An 18,779-nucleotide genomic window follows, 5' to 3' on the forward strand; every position below is an offset into this window, starting at 1 on the left:
TTCAATCCGGATTCCGCATCAGAACAGATAGAGAACTAATCTCCCGCCAGCGGAAGTCAAGCTCCTCGCCAATTTTCGTTCTGCCGCGCTTCCTCTACAGCTCCGACCAAGTCGCCTCTACGGCTGCTGCATTTTGAAGGCGCAGAATTTGCCGCACATGGCGCACTCCTTCTCCTGGGCGTGCGCCTCGCGGCGCTTGCGGACCATCTCGGGGTCCAGGGCCAGGGAGGCCATGCCGTCCCAGTCCAGCGCCTTGCGGGCGGCGGAGATGGCCCGGTCGCGCTCCACGGCGGCCGGGCGGCCCAGGGCCACCTCGCCCACCTGGGCGGCCACGCGGGAGGCCATGACGCCCTGCCGCACGTCCGAGGCGTCGGGCAGGGTGAGGTGTTCGGCCGGGGTCAGGTAGCAAAGGAAGTCCACTCCGGCGCGCACCCCGGTGGCTCCGCCGATGGCTCCGGCGATGTGGTCGTAGCCGGGGGCTGAGTCGGTGCACAGGGGGCCGAGGACGTAAAGCGGGGCGTTGTTGGTCAGCCGCTTGATGGTGCGCACCTGCGCCTCCACCTCTTGCAGGGGCACATGGCCCGGCCCCTCGATCATGCACTGCACCCCGTACTCCAGGGCGCGGGCCTGCAGGCGGCCCAGGGCGATGACCTCAAGGGTCTGGGCGGCGTCGCCCGCGTCGTGCCCCGCGCCGGGGCGCAGGCCGTCGCCCAGCGAGAGGGTGACGTTGTGCTCGCGGGCGACTTCCAGAATCTCGTCGTAGCGTTCGAAGAGGGGGTTCTCCCGGCCGTGGGCGCGCATCCAGCGGGCCAGGATGGAGCCGCCGCGCGAGACCACGCCGCAGAGCCGGTCCTCTGCCGCGGCCGCGCCCTCGCGGGTGACGCCGCAGTGCACGGTCATGAAGTCCACGCCCTGTTTGGCTTCCTTCTCGATTTCGGCCAGCAGGTCATCCGGGGAAAGATCGGCCGCGTCCCCGCCGGAGTCCAGCAGCGGCTGCACCGCGGCGTAGATGGGCACCGTGCCCAGGGGCAGGGGAGTGGCGCGGAGCATGCCCAGGCGAATGGCGTCCAGGTCGCCCGCGGTGGACAGGTCCATGACCGCGTCGGCCCCGGCGTCGTAGGCGGCTCGCAGCTTTTCGGCCTCCGCCTCGGCGTCCGAGGCCAGGGGCGAGGTGCCGATGTTGGCGTTGACCTTCACCCTGGAGGGCTGGCCGATGAAGCAGGGGCGCAGGTCCGGGTGGGCGGGGTTGCCCAGCAGAACCATGGTCCCGGCTTCGATGGCCTTGGATGCTTCCCGGGGGGCGAGTCCTTCCAGTGGGCAGAGTTCGGGCAGCCACCGCTGGGCAAGCTCGGCCAGGGCGGCGTTGGTGCGGAGTATGGACATGGGGTTCCTCGCGGCTGATTGATTTGCAAAGGCGGGGATAATACCCCGGTGCGAGGCCGGTGGCAATCCCGTCCAGCCGCGAGGATCAGTCGCGGAAATCGTCTTTTATGCGCAGGATTTGGTCGATGTTGGCCGTGAATACGTCGTACAGGGTGGGATCGAAGTGGCTGCCCCGCCCCTCGGCCATGATGTCCAACGCCTTTTCCACGGAGAACGGTTCCTTGTAGGGGCGCGCCGAAGTCAGGGCGTCGAATACATCGGCCAGGGCGGTGATGCGGCCGCACATGGGGATGTTCTCCCCGGCCAGTCCCTGGGGATAGCCGCTGCCGTCCCATTTCTCGTGGTGGGTCAGGGCGACGAGGGAGCCGGTCTCCAGCAGGCTGGAGGTGGCGCCGCTCAGGATTTTGGCCCCGATGCGGGCGTGGTCCCGCATGACGTCCCATTCCTCGGGGGAGAGGGGGCCAGGCTTGAGGAGGATGGCGTCTGGCACGCCGATCTTGCCCACGTCATGCATGGGAGCGGCGTGGCGCAGGGTCTCGGCCTCGTCCGCTGGCAGTCCCATGGCCTCGGCGAGCACCCCGCACATGTGGCCGATGCGCACGATGTGATGGGCGGTCTCCGTGTCCTTGAACTCGGCCGCGGAGCAGAGGCAGTGGATGGCCTCCTGGTGGGCCGAGAGGGTGTGCCGCTGCTGCTCCTTGAGATTTTCGACGGCCAGTTGCAGGGCCTCTGTGCGCACCTGGACCATATCCTCGAGCTGCTCCTGGTAGCGGCGCACCTCGTCGCGGGAGCGCTTCATGCGCAACAGCGACTCGGTGCGGACGCGGACCTCCATGAGGTCGATGGGCTTGGAGATGAAGTCGTTGGCTCCGGCCTCCACAGCCTTGAGCCGGTCCTCGCGGCTGGAGAGGGTGGTCATGATGAGCACCGGCAGGTCCCCGTGGTGCGGATCCTCGCGGATGGCGCGGGTGCAGGCGAAACCGTCCAGGCCCGGCATCATCACGTCCAGGCAGACCAGGTCCACGCTCTCGTCCAGCTTTTCGAAACACTCGGTGCCGCTGGCGGCCGTGACCACCTCGTGCCCCAGCCCGGTCAGCATGCCCTCGAGAACCTTGCGGTTGAGCAGGTCGTCGTCCACGACCAGTACTCGGGCCGTATCTCCGTTCATGAACCCCCTCCCGGAATGCTGCGAAAATCGCCTGTTTCGGCATGAAATGCAAGACCGTCCGGACGGTCAGGTCCACAAAGGAGACAGAAGCGAGAGCAGCAGCGGCATGGTCGCGGCCGCGGCCAGTGTCTGGAAAGTGATGATGGAGGCCATCAATTCGTGGTCGCCTCCCAACTGCCTGGCCAGGATGAAGGAGGAGACCGAGGCGGGGATGGCCGTGAACAGGGCGGCCACCGTTAGTGAGGGGCCGTGCACGCCGAAGGCCAGCCCCAGGAGAACGGCCGCCAGGGGCAGCACCAGCAGTTTGAGCACGCTGGAGGCGGCGATGCCGCGCGCGTCCCGCCGCAGCCTGCCGAAACGCAGCCCCGCGCCCACGGCCAGCAGGCCCAAAGGCAGGGAGGCTCCGCCAAGCACGTCCAGAATGTCGGTCGCCACTCTGGGAAGCTCCGTCCCGGACGCGTTGAGGGCGATGCCGGCCAGGCAGGCCAGGATGAGGGGGTTGCGCAGCAGGTTGCCCGGCACCTGGCGCAATCGGCCGGTGCTCCCCAGGCCGAAGTGGTTCAGCACGGTCACGCAGAGCACGTTGACCAGGGGAATCAGGGTCATCAGGGCCACGGCCGAAAGGGCCACACCCTCCCCGCCCAGCATGGCCCAGGCGGCGGAGAGCCCGACGTAGGTGTTGGGCCGGATGGAGCCCTGGAACACGGAAGTGAAGGCCGGGCCGAAGGGATGGGCCGCCTTGCGCATGGCCACCAGCGCACCGGAGACCAGGAGAACGGCGGTGGCAAGGCTGGCGGCCAGCCCGGCCACGGGCAGGCCGGACAGGTCGGCCGAGCCCAGTTTGTCCACCAGCAGGGCGGGGAAGAGTACGTAGTAGGTCAGCCGTTCGGCCAGGGGCCAGAAGTCGCGTCCGGGAAAGGAGGCCCGCTTGAAGGCGTAGCCGCCTAGTATGAGCAAAAAGATTGGGGCCAGGGAGGTGAGGACTGTCTGCATGCCGGAGGGTGTGGTTACGAGGGTTCCTCTTCGATTGCTCCTCCGGCGAGCAGTCTGTCAAGCCGCCCGGAGGCGGCCAGCTTGTCCAGCAGCTTGCGGTGCCCGGCGGGGAAGGCCAGGCCGGCCAGCTCTTCGGCTCCTGCCCAGCGGGACTCCTGGGCGGCGTGCAGGGCGGGCTGACGCGGCCGCCCGGCCAGGGTCAGCAGAAAGGGGTGCAGGGTAACGCGGTAGCGGGTGTACCCGTGGCGGACGCGGGGCAGGGGGGCGGCCACGGCGACCTCCAGCTCGGTTTCCTCCAGGAATTCCCGCACCACTGCCTGGTCCGGAGTCTCGCCCTCCTCCACCGCGCCGCCGGGGAATTCCCACAGCCCGGCCCAAACCCCGGCCGGGGGGCGTTTTTGCACCAGAATCCCGCCGTCATGGATCAGCAGGCCGCTGGCCACGTCCATGGGGATGTACTCGGCGGCCTTGGCGGGTACGGGGCGCTCGAATACCAGGTCCAGGTACTTGGCCCGGCAGCGCGTATCCAGGGGGCAGGCCGAACAGCGGGGGCTCTTGGGCGTACAGACCAGCGCGCCCAGCTCCATGAGGGCCTGGTTGTGCATGCGCGCCCGGCCTGGCGGGAGCAGGTCTGCGGCCAGTCCATCCAGGGCGCGCTTGGTGGCGCTCAGGTGCAAAGGCTGGTCGATGTCGAAGAGGCGGGAGAAAAGGCGGCCCACGTTGGCGTCCACCAGGGGCACATCGCGCCCATGGGCGATGGAGGCCACTGCAGCTGCGGTATACGGCCCAACGCCGGGCAGGGCCCGCAGCGCGGCCGGATCGGCGGGTACCTCCCCGCCGTGGCGCTCCACCACCATCCCGGCCGCCCGATGCAGGTTGCGGGCGCGGTTGTAGTAGCCCAGCCCCTCCCACATCTTGAGCACCTCGTCCTCCCCGGCCCGGGCCAGGGCCTCGGGGTCGGGGAAGCGTTCCATCCAGCGGGTGAAGGCCTCCACGCCCCGCTCCATTTGGGTCTGCTGGAGCATGATTTCCGAGACCCAGACCTCATAGGGGCGGTAGGAACGCCGCCAGGGCAGGGGGCGGGCGTTGGCCTCGAACCAGGCGGCCAGGGCGTCGGCCATTTCCCGGGCCGCGCCCGGGGAGGGGCGGTCCACGGAATCAGGCCTTCTTCAGGAGCAGGGGGATGGCGTGGGTCTCGGCCGAGGGCTGCTCTGTGGAACCCAGGGACCAGTCCAGCGATCCCTCGTCCAGTCCGGCCAGCCGCTCAATGGAGCGAACGGTGCCGGCCACGTCGATGATGGGATGGCGGGAGAACACCTGGGGCAGCCCCTGGGTCAGGTTGCAGCGCAGGCATTGTCCTGGGCGCTGGTCCAGGCGGAAGCGGAAGCGCAGCTCGCCGTCTTGCTCGCCGACGTATTCCAGGGCGATGTCGAAGGCGCCCTCCGAGGCGTCGCCGAAGAGGGCCTCGAAGTACTGGTCCGCCCGCTCGGGAGGGAAGATTTCGGCCAGTTTGGCAGGGGTGAATACGGTTTCGTAGGCAACGGTGGTCATGCGTCCTCCGGTGGATTGTTCCTGATTGACGTGGGGCAAAGGGGAGAGATGGGCAAACCCCGCCCCTCTGTCAAGGCCGCGCGGCGTTGCGAGTGCGGCCGGGCGATGGCATAGAATGGTGAAAGGAGTCCGCATGCCGCCGCACGCACTGGCCTTTCTGGCCACCGCCCTGCTGGCCTACGGCCTGTTTTCGGAAAAGCTGCGCCGGGCCAGCTTGACCCCGCCCATGGCCTTCGTGGCGGTGGGCCTGATCCTGGGGCCGTTCGTCCTGGACATCGTTCCCCTTCGCCTGGAGAACCACGCACTGCACATGCTGGCCGAGGTGACGCTGGTGGTGATCCTCTTCTCCGACGCCTCGCGCATGAACGTCACCCAGCTGCGGCGCAGCCACGATCTGCCCGTGCGGCTTTTGACCATCGGGCTTCCCCTCACCGTCCTGCTGGGAGCGGCCGCGGCCTGGGGATTCCTCCCCGGCCTGCTGCCCGCCGAGGCCTTCGCCCTGGCCATCGCCCTGGCCCCCACGGACGCAGCCCTGGGGCAGGCCGTGGTCACGGAGGAGGGGGTGCCGGTGCGCGTCCGCCAGTCCCTCAACGTGGAGTCCGGCCTCAATGACGGGCTGGTGCTGCCGCTTCTGCTCATCGCCATTTCCTTTTGCGAGGCGGAGGAACCGGGCAGCCAGGGCCTTGGCTTCTGGGTGCGGTTCGCCCTCATGCAGGTCACGCTGGGGCCGCTGGCGGGCTATCTGGTGGGCCACTTCGGGGGCAAGCTGGTGAACTACTTCACGGACAAGGGGGACGTCAGCGACCCCTTCCAGCGCCTCTCCGCACTGGCCCTGGCCGTGCTGGCCTTCGCCCTGGCCGAGTCCATCCACGGCAACGGCTTCATCGCCACCTTCACCGCCGGGCTGACCCTGGGAGCCAAAGGGAAGGGACTGTGCCGCAAGCTGCACGAGTTCAACGAGGCGGAAGGCGAACTGTTGACCCTGCTCATCTTCCTCTTTTTCGGCGCGGTGTTCCTGCCGGACGCCGTGCTGGCCGCGGACTGGCGCATCTGGACCTACGCCCTGCTCAGCCTGACCGCCGTCCGCATGCTGCCGGTGGCCGCGGCCATGGCTGGCAAGCGGCTGCGGGCACCCACGTGGCTCTTTCTGGGCTGGTTCGGTCCGCGCGGGGTGGCTTCATTCCTTTTCGCCCTGCTGGTCATGGACCGTTTCTCCATCCCCGGCGAGGACACCCTGACCACCACGGTCTCCCTGACAGTGGGGCTGAGCGTTCTGCTGCACGGCGTCACGGCCGGGCCCCTGTCCAATGCATATGCCCGCTGGGTCAGCGGCATCCCGCGCAGCCGTCCGGAACACGCTCGCGTATTCCGCTGGCCCCTGCCCCGCAGGCTGGGCGGAAGGCGTAAGGGATCCAGGGAAGGCGGGAACTAGACGGAAGGCCTACCCCTTGGCCTGGTTGGCCACCGCCTTGGCCGCCTTTTCCACCTCCTCGGGATCGCCGAGGTAGAAGCTCTCCTTGGGCTTGAGGCCCGCGTCGAGCCGGTAGACCAGGGGCACGCCGGTGGGGATGTTCAGCCCCGGAATCTCGTCGTCCGGGATGTCGTCGAGGTACTTGACCAGGCCGCGCAGGGAATTGCCGTGGGCGCAGACCAAAAGCCGCTTGCCCTCTTTGATCTGCGGGGCGATGACATCGTGCCAGCAGGGCAGGGTGCGCCGGATGGTCATCTCCAGGCTCTCGTGCAGGGGGATCTCGTTCGGGGAGAGGGAGGCGTAGCGGCGGTCGTGCCCGGGCCAGCGCTCGTCGGTCCTTTCCAGGGGGGGTGGGGGAACGTCGTAGCTGCGCCGCCAGATGTGGACCTGTTCGTCGCTGTGCTCCTTGGCTGTCTGCGCCTTGTCCAGCCCCTGCAACGCGCCGTAGTGGCGTTCATTGAGCCGCCAGTCGCGCCGCACGGGCAGCCACATGCGGTCCATGTCGTCCATGACTATCCACAATGTGCGGATGGCCCGCTTGAGCACCGAGGTGTGGCAGACGTCGAAGTCGTAGCCGTCGCGCAGCAGCAGTTCGGCGGATTTGCGGGCCTCGGCGGCGCCCTGTTCGGTGAGGTCCACGTCGGTCCAGCCGGTGAAGCGGTTCTCAAGGTTCCAGGTGCTTTGTCCGTGACGCAGAAGGACCAGGGTGTACATGGCGCGCCTCATTGTTTTTGGGGATGTTCCATTGAAGATGTCAGCAAAAAGGAGCGGTGCGGTCAATGGGGTATTGGTGTGGAAAAGCGCCGTTTCAGCCCAGCTATTGTGAATTCCTGGTCAAATGTTTACGTTCACGGTGTTTTTGTGACATGATTTTTCATTGTCTGCGGCAACCTGACAGGTAGCCGGACCCGGGGCGCAGCGCGCCCACTTGCTTTTCGAGTATCACATGGACAAGCGCTCCCGAATCGTCGCCATATTGGCCGCGCTCCTCTTTCTGGCAGCCCTGGCCGGCTACCTGACCCCCCGGGCGGAGCCGGAGGTGCCGCGCAAGGTGCTTTTGCGTAACAACGCCGGGGCGGTGGTTTTCAACCACGCCGCCCACGAAGGCTACGACATCGACTGCCAGACCTGCCACCACGCCACCAAGGCCCCGGACAAGGAAGTGCCCTGCACCCGCTGCCATCCGGCGGAATTCGACGACGAGTTCCGCCGCAACCACATCGACTGGTTCGAGGGCAAGGCCACCTGCGCCACCTGCCACCACCTGGAGTGGGACAAACCCATCTTCGACCACATCCTGCACGAAGAGGTGGCCGACTGCGCCGCCTGTCACCACATGGACGAGGTCAATCCCCGGCCCGCGGACTGCCGGGAGTGCCACGGCGGGGAGGCGTCGGGGCCGATGCCTTCCCTGCGTGACGCGGTCCACCCCAAGTGCCGCTCCTGCCACGCGGACATGTTCGAGGAACAGTTGGCCGGCTGCTCCAACTGCCACTCCCACAAGGACATGCTCAAGCAGGACATGCGGAACCCGGCCGATTGCTCCGACTGCCACGACAAACCAAACGAGAAACTGGTGCCCACGGAGAAGGAGGCCTTCCATGGCCAGTGCATGGGCTGCCACGAGAAACAGGGCAAGGGGCCGTGGCGCGCCGACGAGGAGGTGCGCGAGTGCGGCCAGTGCCATCTGTCGGAGAAATAAACCGTGGCGCGTGATGAACTGCGACTTCTGGGCGATGTTGCCCCCCTGCGCGAGCCGCCCGCGGCCGACGTGTTCCGCCTTGGCCTCGCCTACCAGGGGCTGGCCGTGGGCGAAGGCGAGACCGTGGGCGCGGGACAGCGCATCGCCAAGCACCAGGACGATCTCGGCGGCGACCTCCACGCCCCGGTGAGCGGCGTGGTGGAGAAGGTCGAGGGCGAGTCCGTGACCATCCGTGCCAGCCGTGACGTGCAGCCCGAAGAGAGCGGGAAGCTGGATACGGCCTCGGCCGATGCCCTGCGGCGTTCACTGACCCGCAAGGGCGTGGACATGCGCCGCATCAAGCCGGCCAAGGAACTGGTGGTCAACGGGGTCAATCCCGAGCCGGGGAGCTCGGTGCACCAGCAGCTTCTGACCCACGAGATGGAGACCCTGCTGGCCGGGTTGGCCAAGGTGCAGGCCGTGGTCGGACCGTCCCGAATCTTTCTTGTCGCCCCCGAGGGGCAGCCCGCCCTGGGGCCCAACCCCGTGGTGCGGGTGGAGCCGGTCCATCCCAACGGGCTGGACTCCCTGGCCGCGCGGGCCGTTACCGAGCGCGAATGGCCAGGGGACGTGGCCGTGGCCACGGTGCTTGATTTGTGGCGCATCGGCCGGGTTGCCCGCACCGGCCGCCCCCTCACCGAGACGGTGCTGACCTGCGGCGGGGACAACTGGCGGGTACCCATCGGCGTGAGCGCCGGGCACATGCTGGAAGCCGCCGGGCTGAAGCCCGGGGACGGCGACCGGGTGGCCCTGGGCGGACGCATGCTGGGCGCGGCCCAGTACGAGCTTTCCGCAGCCGTGAGCCGCGACACCTACGCCCTGACCCTGGTTGCGGCCTCCGAAGGCCCGGAGTACGAGGACGCCGCCTGCATCAACTGCGGCGAGTGCGACCGCGTCTGTCCGGCACGCATCCCGGTAAGCCTCATGGCCCGTCAGGCGGAGTTCGGCTACTACGATCGGGCCGCGGACCTGGACCTGTACTCCTGTCTGGAGTGCGGCCTGTGCGCCTGGGTCTGCCCGGCCCGCCGTCCCATGCTGCAGTACATCCGGCTGGCCAAGACCGAATTGGACAAGACCGAGGACTGGCTGCCCGATGAGCACCGCGCCCTGCGCGACCGTGCCAGGGCATGGCTTCGGAGGATCTGGTCGTGAAGCTGACCGTCTCCTGCCCCCCGCATTCCCATTGCGGCCGCACCACACGTGGACTCATGGCTTCCTGGCTGCTGGCCATGCTGCCGGCCGCGGTCATGGCCGCGCTGCTGTACGGGCTGCCCGCGGTGCGGGTCATGGCCTTGTCCATGGCCGTGGCAGTGGCCGTGGAGTGGCTGTGTTGCCGGGCCATGAAGCGGCCGTCCTCCATCGGCGACGGCAACGCCCTGCTCATCGGCCTGACCTTCGCTTTCCTCGTGCCGGTCACGGCGCCGTGGTGGCTTGTCACGGTGGGGTCGGCCACGGCCGTAGCCCTGGGCAAGATGGCTTTCGGCGGCCTGGGCGGCAATCCGCTCAACCCGGCCGTGGTGGGCTGGGCCGTCTGCCGCGTTTCCTGGAAGGGGCCCATGAACCCTGATTTCTCGGTGCTGCAGACCGCTCTGGAGTCGCCGGTGAGCGTCTTTAAATACTTCGGACCGCGGGCGGCTGCCGAGATGGACAAGCTGGCCATGTTCTTCGGCGACCAGCTCGGGGGCGTGGCCGACAGCCAAGTGGCCGCGTTGCTGCTGGGCGGCGCGCTGCTGCTGGCCACGGGCAGGCTGCGTCCGGCCATCCCCCTGGCCTACCTGGCCGGGCTGGCCGGGGCCGCTTGGGTCTTCCAGATGGCCCTGCCCGGCGAGGCTGCCTCCCCGGCTTTTCATCTGCTGGCTGGCGGCACCGTGTTCGCGGCCTTTTTCCTGGCTCCCGAGTGGGGCTCCAGCCCGGTCTCCAAGCGGGGCATGATCGTCTACGGCCTCTTCGCCGGGGCCATGACCGTGCTCATACGCCAGTACGGGGTCTACACCCAGGCCGCGCCTTTCGCCGTGCTTTTGGCCAATCTGCTGACGCCGCTGCTGGACAACCTGCGGCCCAAGGCGTTCGCCAGGGGAGGTCGGTGATGCGCGAGGGCCTGCGCATGATCATTGTCCTGACCTGCATCTGCGCCGGGTCCGGTTTTCTGCTGGCCTCGGTCAAGCAGTGGACCGAACCCAAGATCGAAAACCAGATCCTGACCCACGTCAAGGGCCCGGCGGTCATGGCCGTTCTGCCGCCGCACGACAACGACCCCATCATGGATCGCCGCTCCTTCGTGATGCCGGATGGCGGCGAGGCGGTGGTCTTTCCGGCCGTCTCCGGGGGTGAGCTGCGGGCCGTGGCCTTGGAGCGCACCGCCGAGGGCTACGGCGGCCCGCTGGGCGTCATGGTCGGCTTCGAGGTGGGCGAGGAGGCGCTGACCGGCATCGCCGTGACCACCCACCGCGAGACCCCGGGGGTGGGATCGCGGGTCACTCTGCCGGGCTTCACCAGGCAGTTCGGCGGCCATCCCTTCTCCCAGCTGATCCTGCGCAGCGGGGGAGGGGACATCGACGCCGTCTCCGGTGCCACCGTTTCCTCCAAGGCGGCCATTTCCGCCGTCAACAAGGCGGTGGAGGACTACCGGGCTATCGCCCCCAGTCTGCGGGAGGCATTCGGCTCATGAACAGGCTCTGGAAGGAATTCAGCAAGGGGCTGTGGCGGGACCTGCCGCCCTTCAAGATCGTGCTGGGCCTGTGCCCGGTGCTGGCCGTGACCAAGAGCGCCTCCAACGGTCTGGGCATGGGCGTGGCGGTCATCTTCGTGCTCACCCTGGCCAACATCATCGTCTCCTCCCTGCGCAAGCTCATTCCGGCCAAGGTGCGCATCGCGGCCTACATCGTCATCATCGCCACCCTGGTGGTGACGGTGGAGCAACTCATGCAGGCCTTCAGCTACCCGCTCTACCAGCGCCTTGGCATTTTCGTTCCCCTCATCGTGGTCAACTGCCTCATCCTTGGCCGGGCCGAAGCCTTCGCCGCGCGCAACCCGGTGCACCTGGCCGCGGCCGACGGCCTGGGCATGGGAGTGGGCTTCGCCGCCTCCCTCACCGTGCTGGGCGGCCTGCGCGAGCTGCTCGGGGCGGGGTCGCTGTTCGGCGCGGCCGTCATGCCCGCTTCCTTCGAACCCTTCGCCTTCATGATCGAGGCTCCCGGGGCCTTCGTCAGCCTTGGGCTGATGCTGGCGGCCATGAATGTCATCGGCCGCCTGGAAGGGCGCGCGCCGGCCCAGCACGGCGGCTGCGCCACCTGCGCCGGGGCCTGCTACAGGCGCGAGGGGGTGGAGGAAATGGAGGCGGGCGGCCTGCCGCCCGGGCTCGAGGATTTCCGCAAGGAAAAGCAGGAGTCGTAGATGCACGACTACTTCCTGATGGTCATGTCGGCCATCTTCGTGAACAACATCGTCCTGGCGCAGTACTTGGGCAATTGCCCCTTCCTGGGCTGCTCCAAGGACCGCAAGGTGGCCATGGGCATGGGCGGAGCGGTGGTTTTCGTGGCCTTCATGGCCAGCGTCATCACTTGGCTCATCCAGCGCTACGCCCTCACTCCCCTGGGGCTGGGCTACCTGCAGACCATCGTTTTCATCCTGGTCATCGCCTCGCTGGTGCAGTTCGTGGAGATGTTCCTCAAGAAGGTCATCCCGCCGCTGTATACAGCGCTGGGCATCTTCCTCCCGCTTATCACCACCAACTGCGCGGTCATGGGCATCGCCCTTCTGGTGCAGCGGCAGGAGCTGACCTTCACCGAGGCCGTGGTCTTTTCCCTGGCCTCCGGCGCGGGCTTCATGCTGGCCCTGGTGGTGCTCTCCGCCATCCGCGAGCGACTGCTGGTGGCGCGGATGCCCAAGGCCATGGAAGGCACGGCCGCCGGGCTGGTCATGGCCGGGCTCATGTCCCTGGCCTTCTTCGCCTTCCAGGGGATGATCTAGGATGATTTGCCAAGTCCGCGCGCGGCATTACATTGGACTAGATGATGGTTGAAACATCCGTCCTCTTCCTGCTGGCCCTTGGATTCGGCGCCGCCGTGGTGCTGGCGGTGGCCTCGCGGCTTCTCTACGTCAAGGAGGACCCCCGCATCGCCGAGGTGGAGGCCGTGCTGCCGGGCATCAACTGCGGCGGTTGCGGCTACGCTGGCTGCGCCGGGGTGGCCCAGGCCGTGGTCAAGGGCGAGGCCGGGACCAACGTGTGCGTGGCCGGCGGCCCGGAAACCGCCGAGGCCGTTGCCGGGGTTCTGGGACTGGAGGTCATGCTCCGAGAGCCGGAACTCGCCTTCCATGACTGCCAGGGCGGACGCCGGGCCGCGGAGAAGTACCAATACGAGGGCGTGCGTGACTGCCGCGCCCAGGCGCTTCTGCACGGAGGCTCCAAGGAGTGCGGCTACGGCTGCCTGGGGCTGGGCACCTGCGTGCGCGCCTGCCCCTTCGGCGCCATGCGCATGACCGCCAAGGGCGTGCCGGAAATCGACCCGGCCAAGTGCCGCGCCTGCGGCCGTTGCGCCGATGTCTGCCCGCGCGGGGTGATGACCATCGTCTCCACCCCGGCCCGCCTGCTGCATCTGAACACCACCGGGGAGTGTCTGGCTCCCTGCCGCCAGATTTGCCCGGCCCAGATCAACATTCCGCAGTACATCGAGCAGGCCAAGATGGGCCTGTACGAGGACGCCATTCTCACCCTCAAGGAGCGCAACCCCCTTATTCTCTCCATCGGCCGGGTCTGCCCCGCGCCGTGCGAGGGGTACTGCCGCCGCGCCCTGGTGGACGACCCCGTGGGCATCAACTACGTCAAGCGTTTCTTGGCGGACTGGGAGATGGAGAACGGCCGGGTGGAACTGTCCATCGCCAACGAGACGGGCAAGCGGGTGGCCGTCATCGGCGGAGGCCCGGCCGGGCTGTCCTGCGCCTATTTCCTGCGCCGCCTGGGCCATCGGCCGACCATTTTCGATTCCCAGCCCGAACTGGGTGGCCAGTTGCGCTACGGCATTCCGGAATACCGGCTGCCCAAGCGCGTGCTGGACTGGGAAATCCAGTCCATCCTGGACCTTGGTATCGAGGCCCACACCAACCAGCAGCTTGGCCACGATTTCACCGTCGATTCCCTGCGGAGCGAGGGCTACGAGGCCTTCTTCCTGGGCATGGGCGCCTGGCTCAACCGGGGCCTGGGCGTGGAGGGCGAGGACGCCAGGGGCGTCTGGCCGGGCACCGAGTTTCTGACCGAGTTTTCCCTGGGCCGCGAACCGGAGATCGGCCGGAACGTGGTCGTGGTGGGCGGCGGCAACACGGCCGTGGACGCGGCCCGTACCGCCCGGCGGACAAACGCGAACGTGACCATCATGTACCGCCGCACCGAGGCGGAGATGCCGGCCAACAAGGAGGAAATCCACGCCGCCAAGGAGGAGGGCGTGGCGTTTCGGCTGCTGGCCAATCCATCCCGCATCGTCAAGGACGAATCCGGCCGCGTCAAGCAGCTTGAATATCTTGAGATGGAACTCGGCGAACCGGACGAATCCGGCCGCCGCAGGCCGGTGCCCAAGGAAGGGTCGGAGTCGCTCATGGACTGCGACATGCTCATCGCGGCCATCGGCCAGTACCCTGACACCTGCTACATCGAGGAAGAGGCCTGCGACATCTCCAAGCGCAAGACCATCGTGGTGGATCAGGACACCATGCAGACCTCCATCGAGGGCGTGTTCGCCGCGGGCGATCTGGTCAGCGGCCCCGCGCTGGTGGTCACGGCCATAGGCGGCGGGCGCAAGGCGGCCCGGGGCATCCACTACTACCTCCAACAGGGCGAGATTCCCGTGCCGGTGAATCTGCAACGCCGCCCCATCGAGGAAACCCTGTTCCAGGACCTGGAGGGCGTGGGCAAGATTCCCCGTGTGCGCCAGCCGGAACTGTGCGCCGAGGAGCGGGAATGCAACTTCCGCGAGGTGGAACAGACCATTTCCGAGCGCGAACTCAAGCTGGAGGCCGCCCGCTGCCTGCGCTGCGGCTCCACCTGCTACAACAAGGACCCCGAGGCGTTGAGCATCATGGGCAGGAAAGAATTCCAGGCCTCTGGCCAGGAGATTTCCCTGGACGACATTCCGTTGAAGGAGGCCAGGCCGTGATTTCCCGCCGCCGTTTTCTGGGGCTGGCCGCCACGGCCGCCGCGGGGTGCCTGGTGCCCGCCTTCGCCGGGGCGGAGCGGCTGGACGGACGCGTCGTGGCCCAGCAACTGCGCACAGGCATGGGCACCTTCGTCGCCGTGGTCGCGGCGGACGCCTCCCGCGACCGGGCGGAGGAGGCGGTGGGGCTTGCTTTTCGGGCCATGGAGTCCCTGGAGCCGATTTTTTCGCGATTCAACCCCGCCTCGCCGGTTAGTGTGCTCAACGAGCGGAGCAGGGTGGACGCGCCGCCGGAACTGGCCGATCTGGCCGGGCGATGCCACGATCTCCACGCCCGCACGGCAGGGGCCTTCAACCCACTGGTCCTGCCCGCGCAGAGGGTGCTTGAAAGCGGCTCGGACGACCCCGGGGCCGTGCGCGAGGCGTTGGCCCTTGCGGACATGAACGGTTTTTCCGTTCGCGGCCGCGAGCTGCGCTTTGAAAAGTCCGGCATGGGGCTGACCCTGGACGGCGCGGCCAAGGGCGTCATCGTGGACCGCATGGCGGAAGCGCTGGAACGCGCCGGGGTGTCGAACTACTGCGTCAACGCCGGGGGCGACGTGCGCGTTTCCGGCCGCACCGAGCGGGGCGAGCCCTGGCTGGTGGCTGTGGAGAATCCGCTGGGCGGGCGGCGCGAAATCCTGGCTCTTACATCTGGTGGTCTGGCTACTTCCGGCGGCTACGAGGTCTCCTACGGGCCGGAAGAGCTTTTCCACCATATTCTGGATCCCGCGCGGGGCGGCTCGCCGCGTGGACAGGCGCAGGCCACCGCCCACGCCCCCACCTGCGGCGAGGCGGACGCACTGGCCACGGCCCTGCTGGTGGGCGGCCCAAGGCGAGGGCTGGAATGGCTCGGGCCCGGCCGGCATGCGCGGCTGGTCTCCCGGGATGGCGGCGCTATCGCCAGCCCCGGCTGGAACACCTTGCGGGGCTGACCCCTTGCCGGGGATGACGGCGGAATGCTTTTCCGGCACAATAAATTGCTATCATCGCGATTGGGGTTGTGAAAGACCCCCTTGCCAAGCGGGCCAGGGAGCGCTATATCCCCCCTCTTCCCGACGCACCAGGAGAGAAGGACAATGAAGAAAGACATCCATCCCAACGTGAGCAAGACCACTTTTCGCTGCAACTGCGGCTACGAGGAGAGCCTCCTGTCCACCAAGTCCGGCGACGAGGTGAGCGTGGAGATCTGCTCCAATTGCCATCCGTTCTTCACCGGCAAGCAGCGCTTCGTGGACACCGCCGGCCGAATCGACCGCTTCAAGAAGAAGTACGCCAAGTTCCAGCAGGGCAAATAGTGAACGGACTGCGGCGGCTTCTCTTGATGGCCGCCCCCCAGACCGTGGGCGGGCAGGCCGTGCTTGAAGGGGTGATGATGCGTCGCGGTTCGCGTCTCGCCGTGGCCGTGCGCAAGCCCTCGGGCGAGATCGACGTGCAGAGCCGCCCCTGGCGTTCGCTGGGGCTCGGGCGTCTGGCGCGTATTCCCTTTGTGCGTGGTTTCCCCGTGCTGGTGGAGACCATGGTCAACGGCGTGACCTCCCTCAACCACTCCGCGCGGGTGGCCCTGGAAGAAGAGGCCAAGGCCGAGGGCAAGGGGAGCGAAATGAGCAACTGGGCCCTGGCGGGCACGGTGGTTTTCGCCTTCGCCATGGCCCTGGGGCTGTTCGTGGTCCTGCCGCATTTGGCCTCCATGGGGCTCACCTCCATCGGCCTTGCGGGCGACCTGGACAGCCTCAGCTTCCACGCCTGGGACGGCGTCATCAAGCTGGCCGTGTTCATCCTCTACATTCTGGCCATCTCCCTCATGCCGGACATCCGCCGCGTGTTTCAGTACCACGGCGCGGAGCACAAGAGCATCTGGGCCTACGAGTCCTCGGGCGACGTGAGCCCGGCCCTGGCCGCCGGCCACTCCCGCCTGCATCCGCGCTGCGGCACCACCTTCCTTTTGTTCGTGGTGGCCTTTTCCATCCTGCTGTTCGCCGTGCTGGTGCCCCTTGTGCTCTCGGTGTGGTCCCCGGAGTCCACCGTGCTGCGCCACGCCTGGACCCTGGTGGTCAAGCTGGGGCTCATGGTTCCGGTGAGCTGTCTGGCGTATGAGCTCATCAAGGTTTCCGGCAAGCTGGGCAATTCCTTTCTGGGCAGGATGCTCTCCGCTCCGGGCATGGGCATGCAGATGCTGACCACTTACGAGCCGGACGAGTCGCAGCTCGAGGTGGCCGAAGCCGCCCTGCGCGCCGCCGTGGGGCTGGAGCGCAAGACGGAGGCCGCGGCGTGAGCGATATGTTTTCCAAATTGGACTCGCTGGAGCAGTCCTACACGGAGCTTGAGCAGGAGTTGAGCAAGCCCGAGGTGTACAGCGACCAGGAACGCTACACCGAATTGGCCAAGAAACTGGCCAGTCTTTCCGAGGTGGTCGAGGCCTACCGCGAGCACAAGAGCCTGACCACCGAACTGGAGAACAACAAGGAGCTCCTTTCGGACAGCGATCCGGACATCAAGGAGATGGCCAAGGCGGAGATCGAATCCATCCGCGAACAGCTGCCCGAACTGGAGGAGCGGCTGCACGTCCTGCTCCTGCCCAAGGATCCCCTGGACGAGAAGAACATCATTCTGGAGATTCGCGCGGGCACCGGCGGGGACGAAGCCGCCCTGTTCGCCGCGGACCTCTTCCGTATGTATTCCCGCTTCGCGGAGCGCAAGAACTGGACCCTGGAAATCCTCAGCGAGAGTGAAACCGACTCCGGCGGCTTCAAGGAAGTCATCGCCGGCATCAAGGGCGACCGCGTCTATTCCTGGCTGAAGTACGAATCCGGCACGCACCGCGTGCAGCGTGTCCCCGAGACCGAGTCCCAGGGGCGAATCCATACGTCCGCGGCCACCGTGGCCGTGTTGCCGGAGGCCGAGGAAGTGGACGTGGAGATCGATCCCGGCGATTTGCGGGTGGACGTCTTTCGCGCGTCCGGCGCTGGCGGGCAGCACGTCAACACCACTGACTCGGCCGTGCGCATAACGCATCTGCCCACCGGCATCGCGGTCTCCTGCCAGGACGAGAAGAGCCAGCACAAGAACCGGGCCAAGGCCATGAAGGTTCTGCGCGCGCGCCTGCTGCAGATCATGGAGGAGGAGCGCAAGAACGCCGAGGACGAGGCCCGCCGCTCGCAAGTGGGTTCCGGCGACCGTTCCGGCCGCATTCGCACCTACAATTTCCCCCAGGGCCGGGTTTCCGACCACCGCATCAACCTGACCCTCTACAAGCTGGACGCCTTCATGCAAGGCGAACTGGAAGAGATGATCGAGGCTCTGGCGGCCAACGCCCAGGCCGAATCCCTCAAACAGGACTGAGCGGCCCGCCATGGAGACCGTTGGCGGCTGGCTGCGCTCCGCCGAGGCGGAGTTGATCCGCGGCGGAGCCGACGCTCCGCGTCTGGCGGCGGGCGCGATGCTGGCCCATGTTCTGGGATTGGACCGCACAGGCCTCTTCCTGGCCCGCGAACGCAACCTATCCAAGGCCGAGCGCAACCGCGCGGACGAGCTGCTGGCCCGCCGGGCAAGCGGCGAACCCCTGGCCTATGTGCTGGGCGAGCGGGAGTTCTACGGCCTGACCCTGCGCGTCACCCCGGACGTGCTCATCCCCAGGCCGGACACCGAGACAATCGTGGACGAGGCGCGCGGGCTTTTCGACCCATCCGAGCCCCTGACTTTCGCCGACCTTGGAACCGGCTCCGGTGCTTTGGCTGCGGCGCTGGCATGCCTGTTTCCCCTGGCGTCCGGCGTGGCGATGGACCGTTCGCCCGGGGCCCTGGACGTGGCCCGGGACAATCTCCAGCGGCTCAAGGCGGATTCTCGCGTGGCTTGTTTGTTGGCTGACTTCGCCGACCTTCCCCTGGCTTCCGATCGGCTGGACCTGGTGGTGGCCAATCCGCCGTACGTCACCAACGAAGAATTCGCCTGCCTGCCTCCCGGCGTGGGGCTTCATGAACCTCGGGGCGCGCTGGAAGCGGGGGAGGACGGCCTGGACTGCGTGCGGGCGCTTCTGCCGGAAGCCGCCCGGGCGCTGCGGCCGGGTGGCTGGCTGCTCATGGAGATGGGGGCCTCCCAGGGTGCTGCCTGTCTGGAACTGGCCCGGGGCGCGGGACTCGTTCATCCTGTGATCCGTAAGGACCTGGCTGGCCTGGACCGGGTGCTGTGCGCCAAGTCTCCAGAATGATGCAAAAACACCAAAAGGTGTGGAAATGCAACAATTCGTGGCTGGGTTCTCTTTAAAATTGTTCTTTTATTTCAGAGTGTTGA

Annotated in this window: 19 protein-coding genes; 13 read left to right on the plus strand and 6 right to left on the minus strand. The window is 67.4% G+C overall.

What is annotated here, in order from left to right; genetic code table 11:
- Positions 1-117: 117 nt before the first annotated feature.
- The 5 genes from thiC to N911_RS0102175 form a co-directional block, all read right to left on the minus strand.
- Positions 118-1,383 (minus strand): phosphomethylpyrimidine synthase ThiC, encoded by a 1,266-nt coding sequence (gene thiC, locus N911_RS0102155; RefSeq protein WP_029893908.1) that lies wholly within the window; start codon positions 1,381-1,383, stop codon positions 118-120.
- An 85-nt stretch (positions 1,384-1,468) separates the two neighbouring features.
- Entirely contained in the window at positions 1,469-2,551 is a 1,083-nt protein-coding gene (locus tag N911_RS0102160; RefSeq protein WP_029893910.1) for an HD domain-containing phosphohydrolase, read from the minus strand.
- A 66-nt stretch (positions 2,552-2,617) separates the two neighbouring features.
- Positions 2,618-3,544, minus strand: coding sequence for an AEC family transporter (locus N911_RS0102165; RefSeq protein ID WP_029893912.1), 927 nt, complete (start codon positions 3,542-3,544; stop codon positions 2,618-2,620).
- 14 nt (positions 3,545-3,558) lie between these two features.
- Positions 3,559-4,698 (minus strand): A/G-specific adenine glycosylase, encoded by a 1,140-nt coding sequence (mutY, locus tag N911_RS0102170; RefSeq protein WP_341860288.1) that lies wholly within the window; start codon positions 4,696-4,698, stop codon positions 3,559-3,561.
- 4 nt (positions 4,699-4,702) lie between these two features.
- On the minus strand, positions 4,703-5,095 hold the full coding sequence (locus N911_RS0102175; protein WP_029893919.1) for a hypothetical protein: 393 nt from the start codon (positions 5,093-5,095) through the stop codon (positions 4,703-4,705).
- Between the two features lie 133 nt (positions 5,096-5,228).
- On the opposite strand from N911_RS0102175, the gene N911_RS0102180 reads away from it, so the two are divergent.
- A complete protein-coding gene (locus N911_RS0102180) occupies positions 5,229-6,527 on the plus strand; it encodes a cation:proton antiporter (protein ID WP_029893921.1) in 1,299 nt (432 codons plus the stop codon).
- 9 nt (positions 6,528-6,536) lie between these two features.
- Here the strand turns inward: N911_RS0102180 and gpmA are convergent, their stop codons facing one another.
- Complete coding sequence (gene gpmA, locus N911_RS0102185; protein WP_029893923.1) at positions 6,537-7,280, minus strand: 2,3-diphosphoglycerate-dependent phosphoglycerate mutase; 744 nt, start codon at positions 7,278-7,280, stop codon at positions 6,537-6,539.
- A gap of 232 nt (positions 7,281-7,512) precedes the next feature.
- On the opposite strand from gpmA, the gene N911_RS0102190 reads away from it, so the two are divergent.
- From N911_RS0102190 to prmC, 12 genes are all read left to right on the plus strand, one after another.
- The gene (locus N911_RS0102190; RefSeq protein ID WP_029893925.1) at positions 7,513-8,268 is read left to right on the plus strand and encodes a cytochrome c3 family protein; all 756 of its coding nucleotides are present in this window, start codon (positions 7,513-7,515) and stop codon (positions 8,266-8,268) included.
- 3 nt (positions 8,269-8,271) lie between these two features.
- Complete coding sequence (locus N911_RS0102195; RefSeq protein WP_051693852.1) at positions 8,272-9,459, plus strand: 4Fe-4S dicluster domain-containing protein; 1,188 nt, start codon at positions 8,272-8,274, stop codon at positions 9,457-9,459.
- The gene (locus tag N911_RS0102200) at positions 9,456-10,394 is read left to right on the plus strand and encodes an RnfABCDGE type electron transport complex subunit D (protein WP_237559873.1); all 939 of its coding nucleotides are present in this window, start codon (positions 9,456-9,458) and stop codon (positions 10,392-10,394) included. The genes N911_RS0102195 and N911_RS0102200 overlap by 4 nt, the downstream gene beginning before the upstream one ends.
- Complete coding sequence (gene rnfG / locus N911_RS0102205; protein WP_029893932.1) at positions 10,394-10,975, plus strand: RnfABCDGE type electron transport complex subunit G; 582 nt, start codon at positions 10,394-10,396, stop codon at positions 10,973-10,975. Before N911_RS0102200 ends, rnfG begins: the two co-directional genes overlap by 1 nt.
- Positions 10,972-11,700, plus strand: a complete 729-nt coding sequence (rsxE, locus tag N911_RS0102210) for an electron transport complex subunit RsxE (RefSeq protein ID WP_051693854.1) — start codon at positions 10,972-10,974, stop codon at positions 11,698-11,700. Before rnfG ends, rsxE begins: the two co-directional genes overlap by 4 nt.
- Complete coding sequence (locus N911_RS0102215; protein WP_029893936.1) at positions 11,701-12,276, plus strand: electron transport complex protein RnfA; 576 nt, start codon at positions 11,701-11,703, stop codon at positions 12,274-12,276.
- Between the two features lie 44 nt (positions 12,277-12,320).
- Complete coding sequence (locus N911_RS0102220; RefSeq protein ID WP_051693856.1) at positions 12,321-14,453, plus strand: RnfABCDGE type electron transport complex subunit B; 2,133 nt, start codon at positions 12,321-12,323, stop codon at positions 14,451-14,453.
- Positions 14,450-15,424 (plus strand): FAD:protein FMN transferase, encoded by a 975-nt coding sequence (locus tag N911_RS0102225; protein ID WP_051693858.1) that lies wholly within the window; start codon positions 14,450-14,452, stop codon positions 15,422-15,424. The genes N911_RS0102220 and N911_RS0102225 overlap by 4 nt, the downstream gene beginning before the upstream one ends.
- 144 nt (positions 15,425-15,568) lie before the next feature.
- On the plus strand, positions 15,569-15,787 hold the full coding sequence (gene rpmE / locus N911_RS0102230; protein WP_029893941.1) for a 50S ribosomal protein L31: 219 nt from the start codon (positions 15,569-15,571) through the stop codon (positions 15,785-15,787).
- Between the two features lie 26 nt (positions 15,788-15,813).
- Positions 15,814-16,764, plus strand: a complete 951-nt coding sequence (locus N911_RS0102235) for a DUF1385 domain-containing protein (protein ID WP_051694286.1) — start codon at positions 15,814-15,816, stop codon at positions 16,762-16,764.
- A gap of 5 nt (positions 16,765-16,769) precedes the next feature.
- Positions 16,770-17,831, plus strand: a complete 1,062-nt coding sequence (gene prfA / locus N911_RS0102240) for a peptide chain release factor 1 (protein ID WP_029893943.1) — start codon at positions 16,770-16,772, stop codon at positions 17,829-17,831.
- A 10-nt stretch (positions 17,832-17,841) separates the two neighbouring features.
- Positions 17,842-18,696 carry a peptide chain release factor N(5)-glutamine methyltransferase gene (gene prmC / locus N911_RS0102245; protein WP_029893945.1) on the plus strand — a complete coding sequence of 285 codons (855 nt, stop codon included), beginning with the start codon at positions 17,842-17,844 and terminating at the stop codon, positions 18,694-18,696.
- Positions 18,697-18,779 lie beyond the last annotated feature (83 nt).

Source organism: Desulfohalovibrio reitneri, assembly GCF_000711295.1.
Classification (GTDB): Bacteria; Desulfobacterota; Desulfovibrionia; order Desulfovibrionales; family Desulfovibrionaceae; genus Desulfohalovibrio; species Desulfohalovibrio reitneri.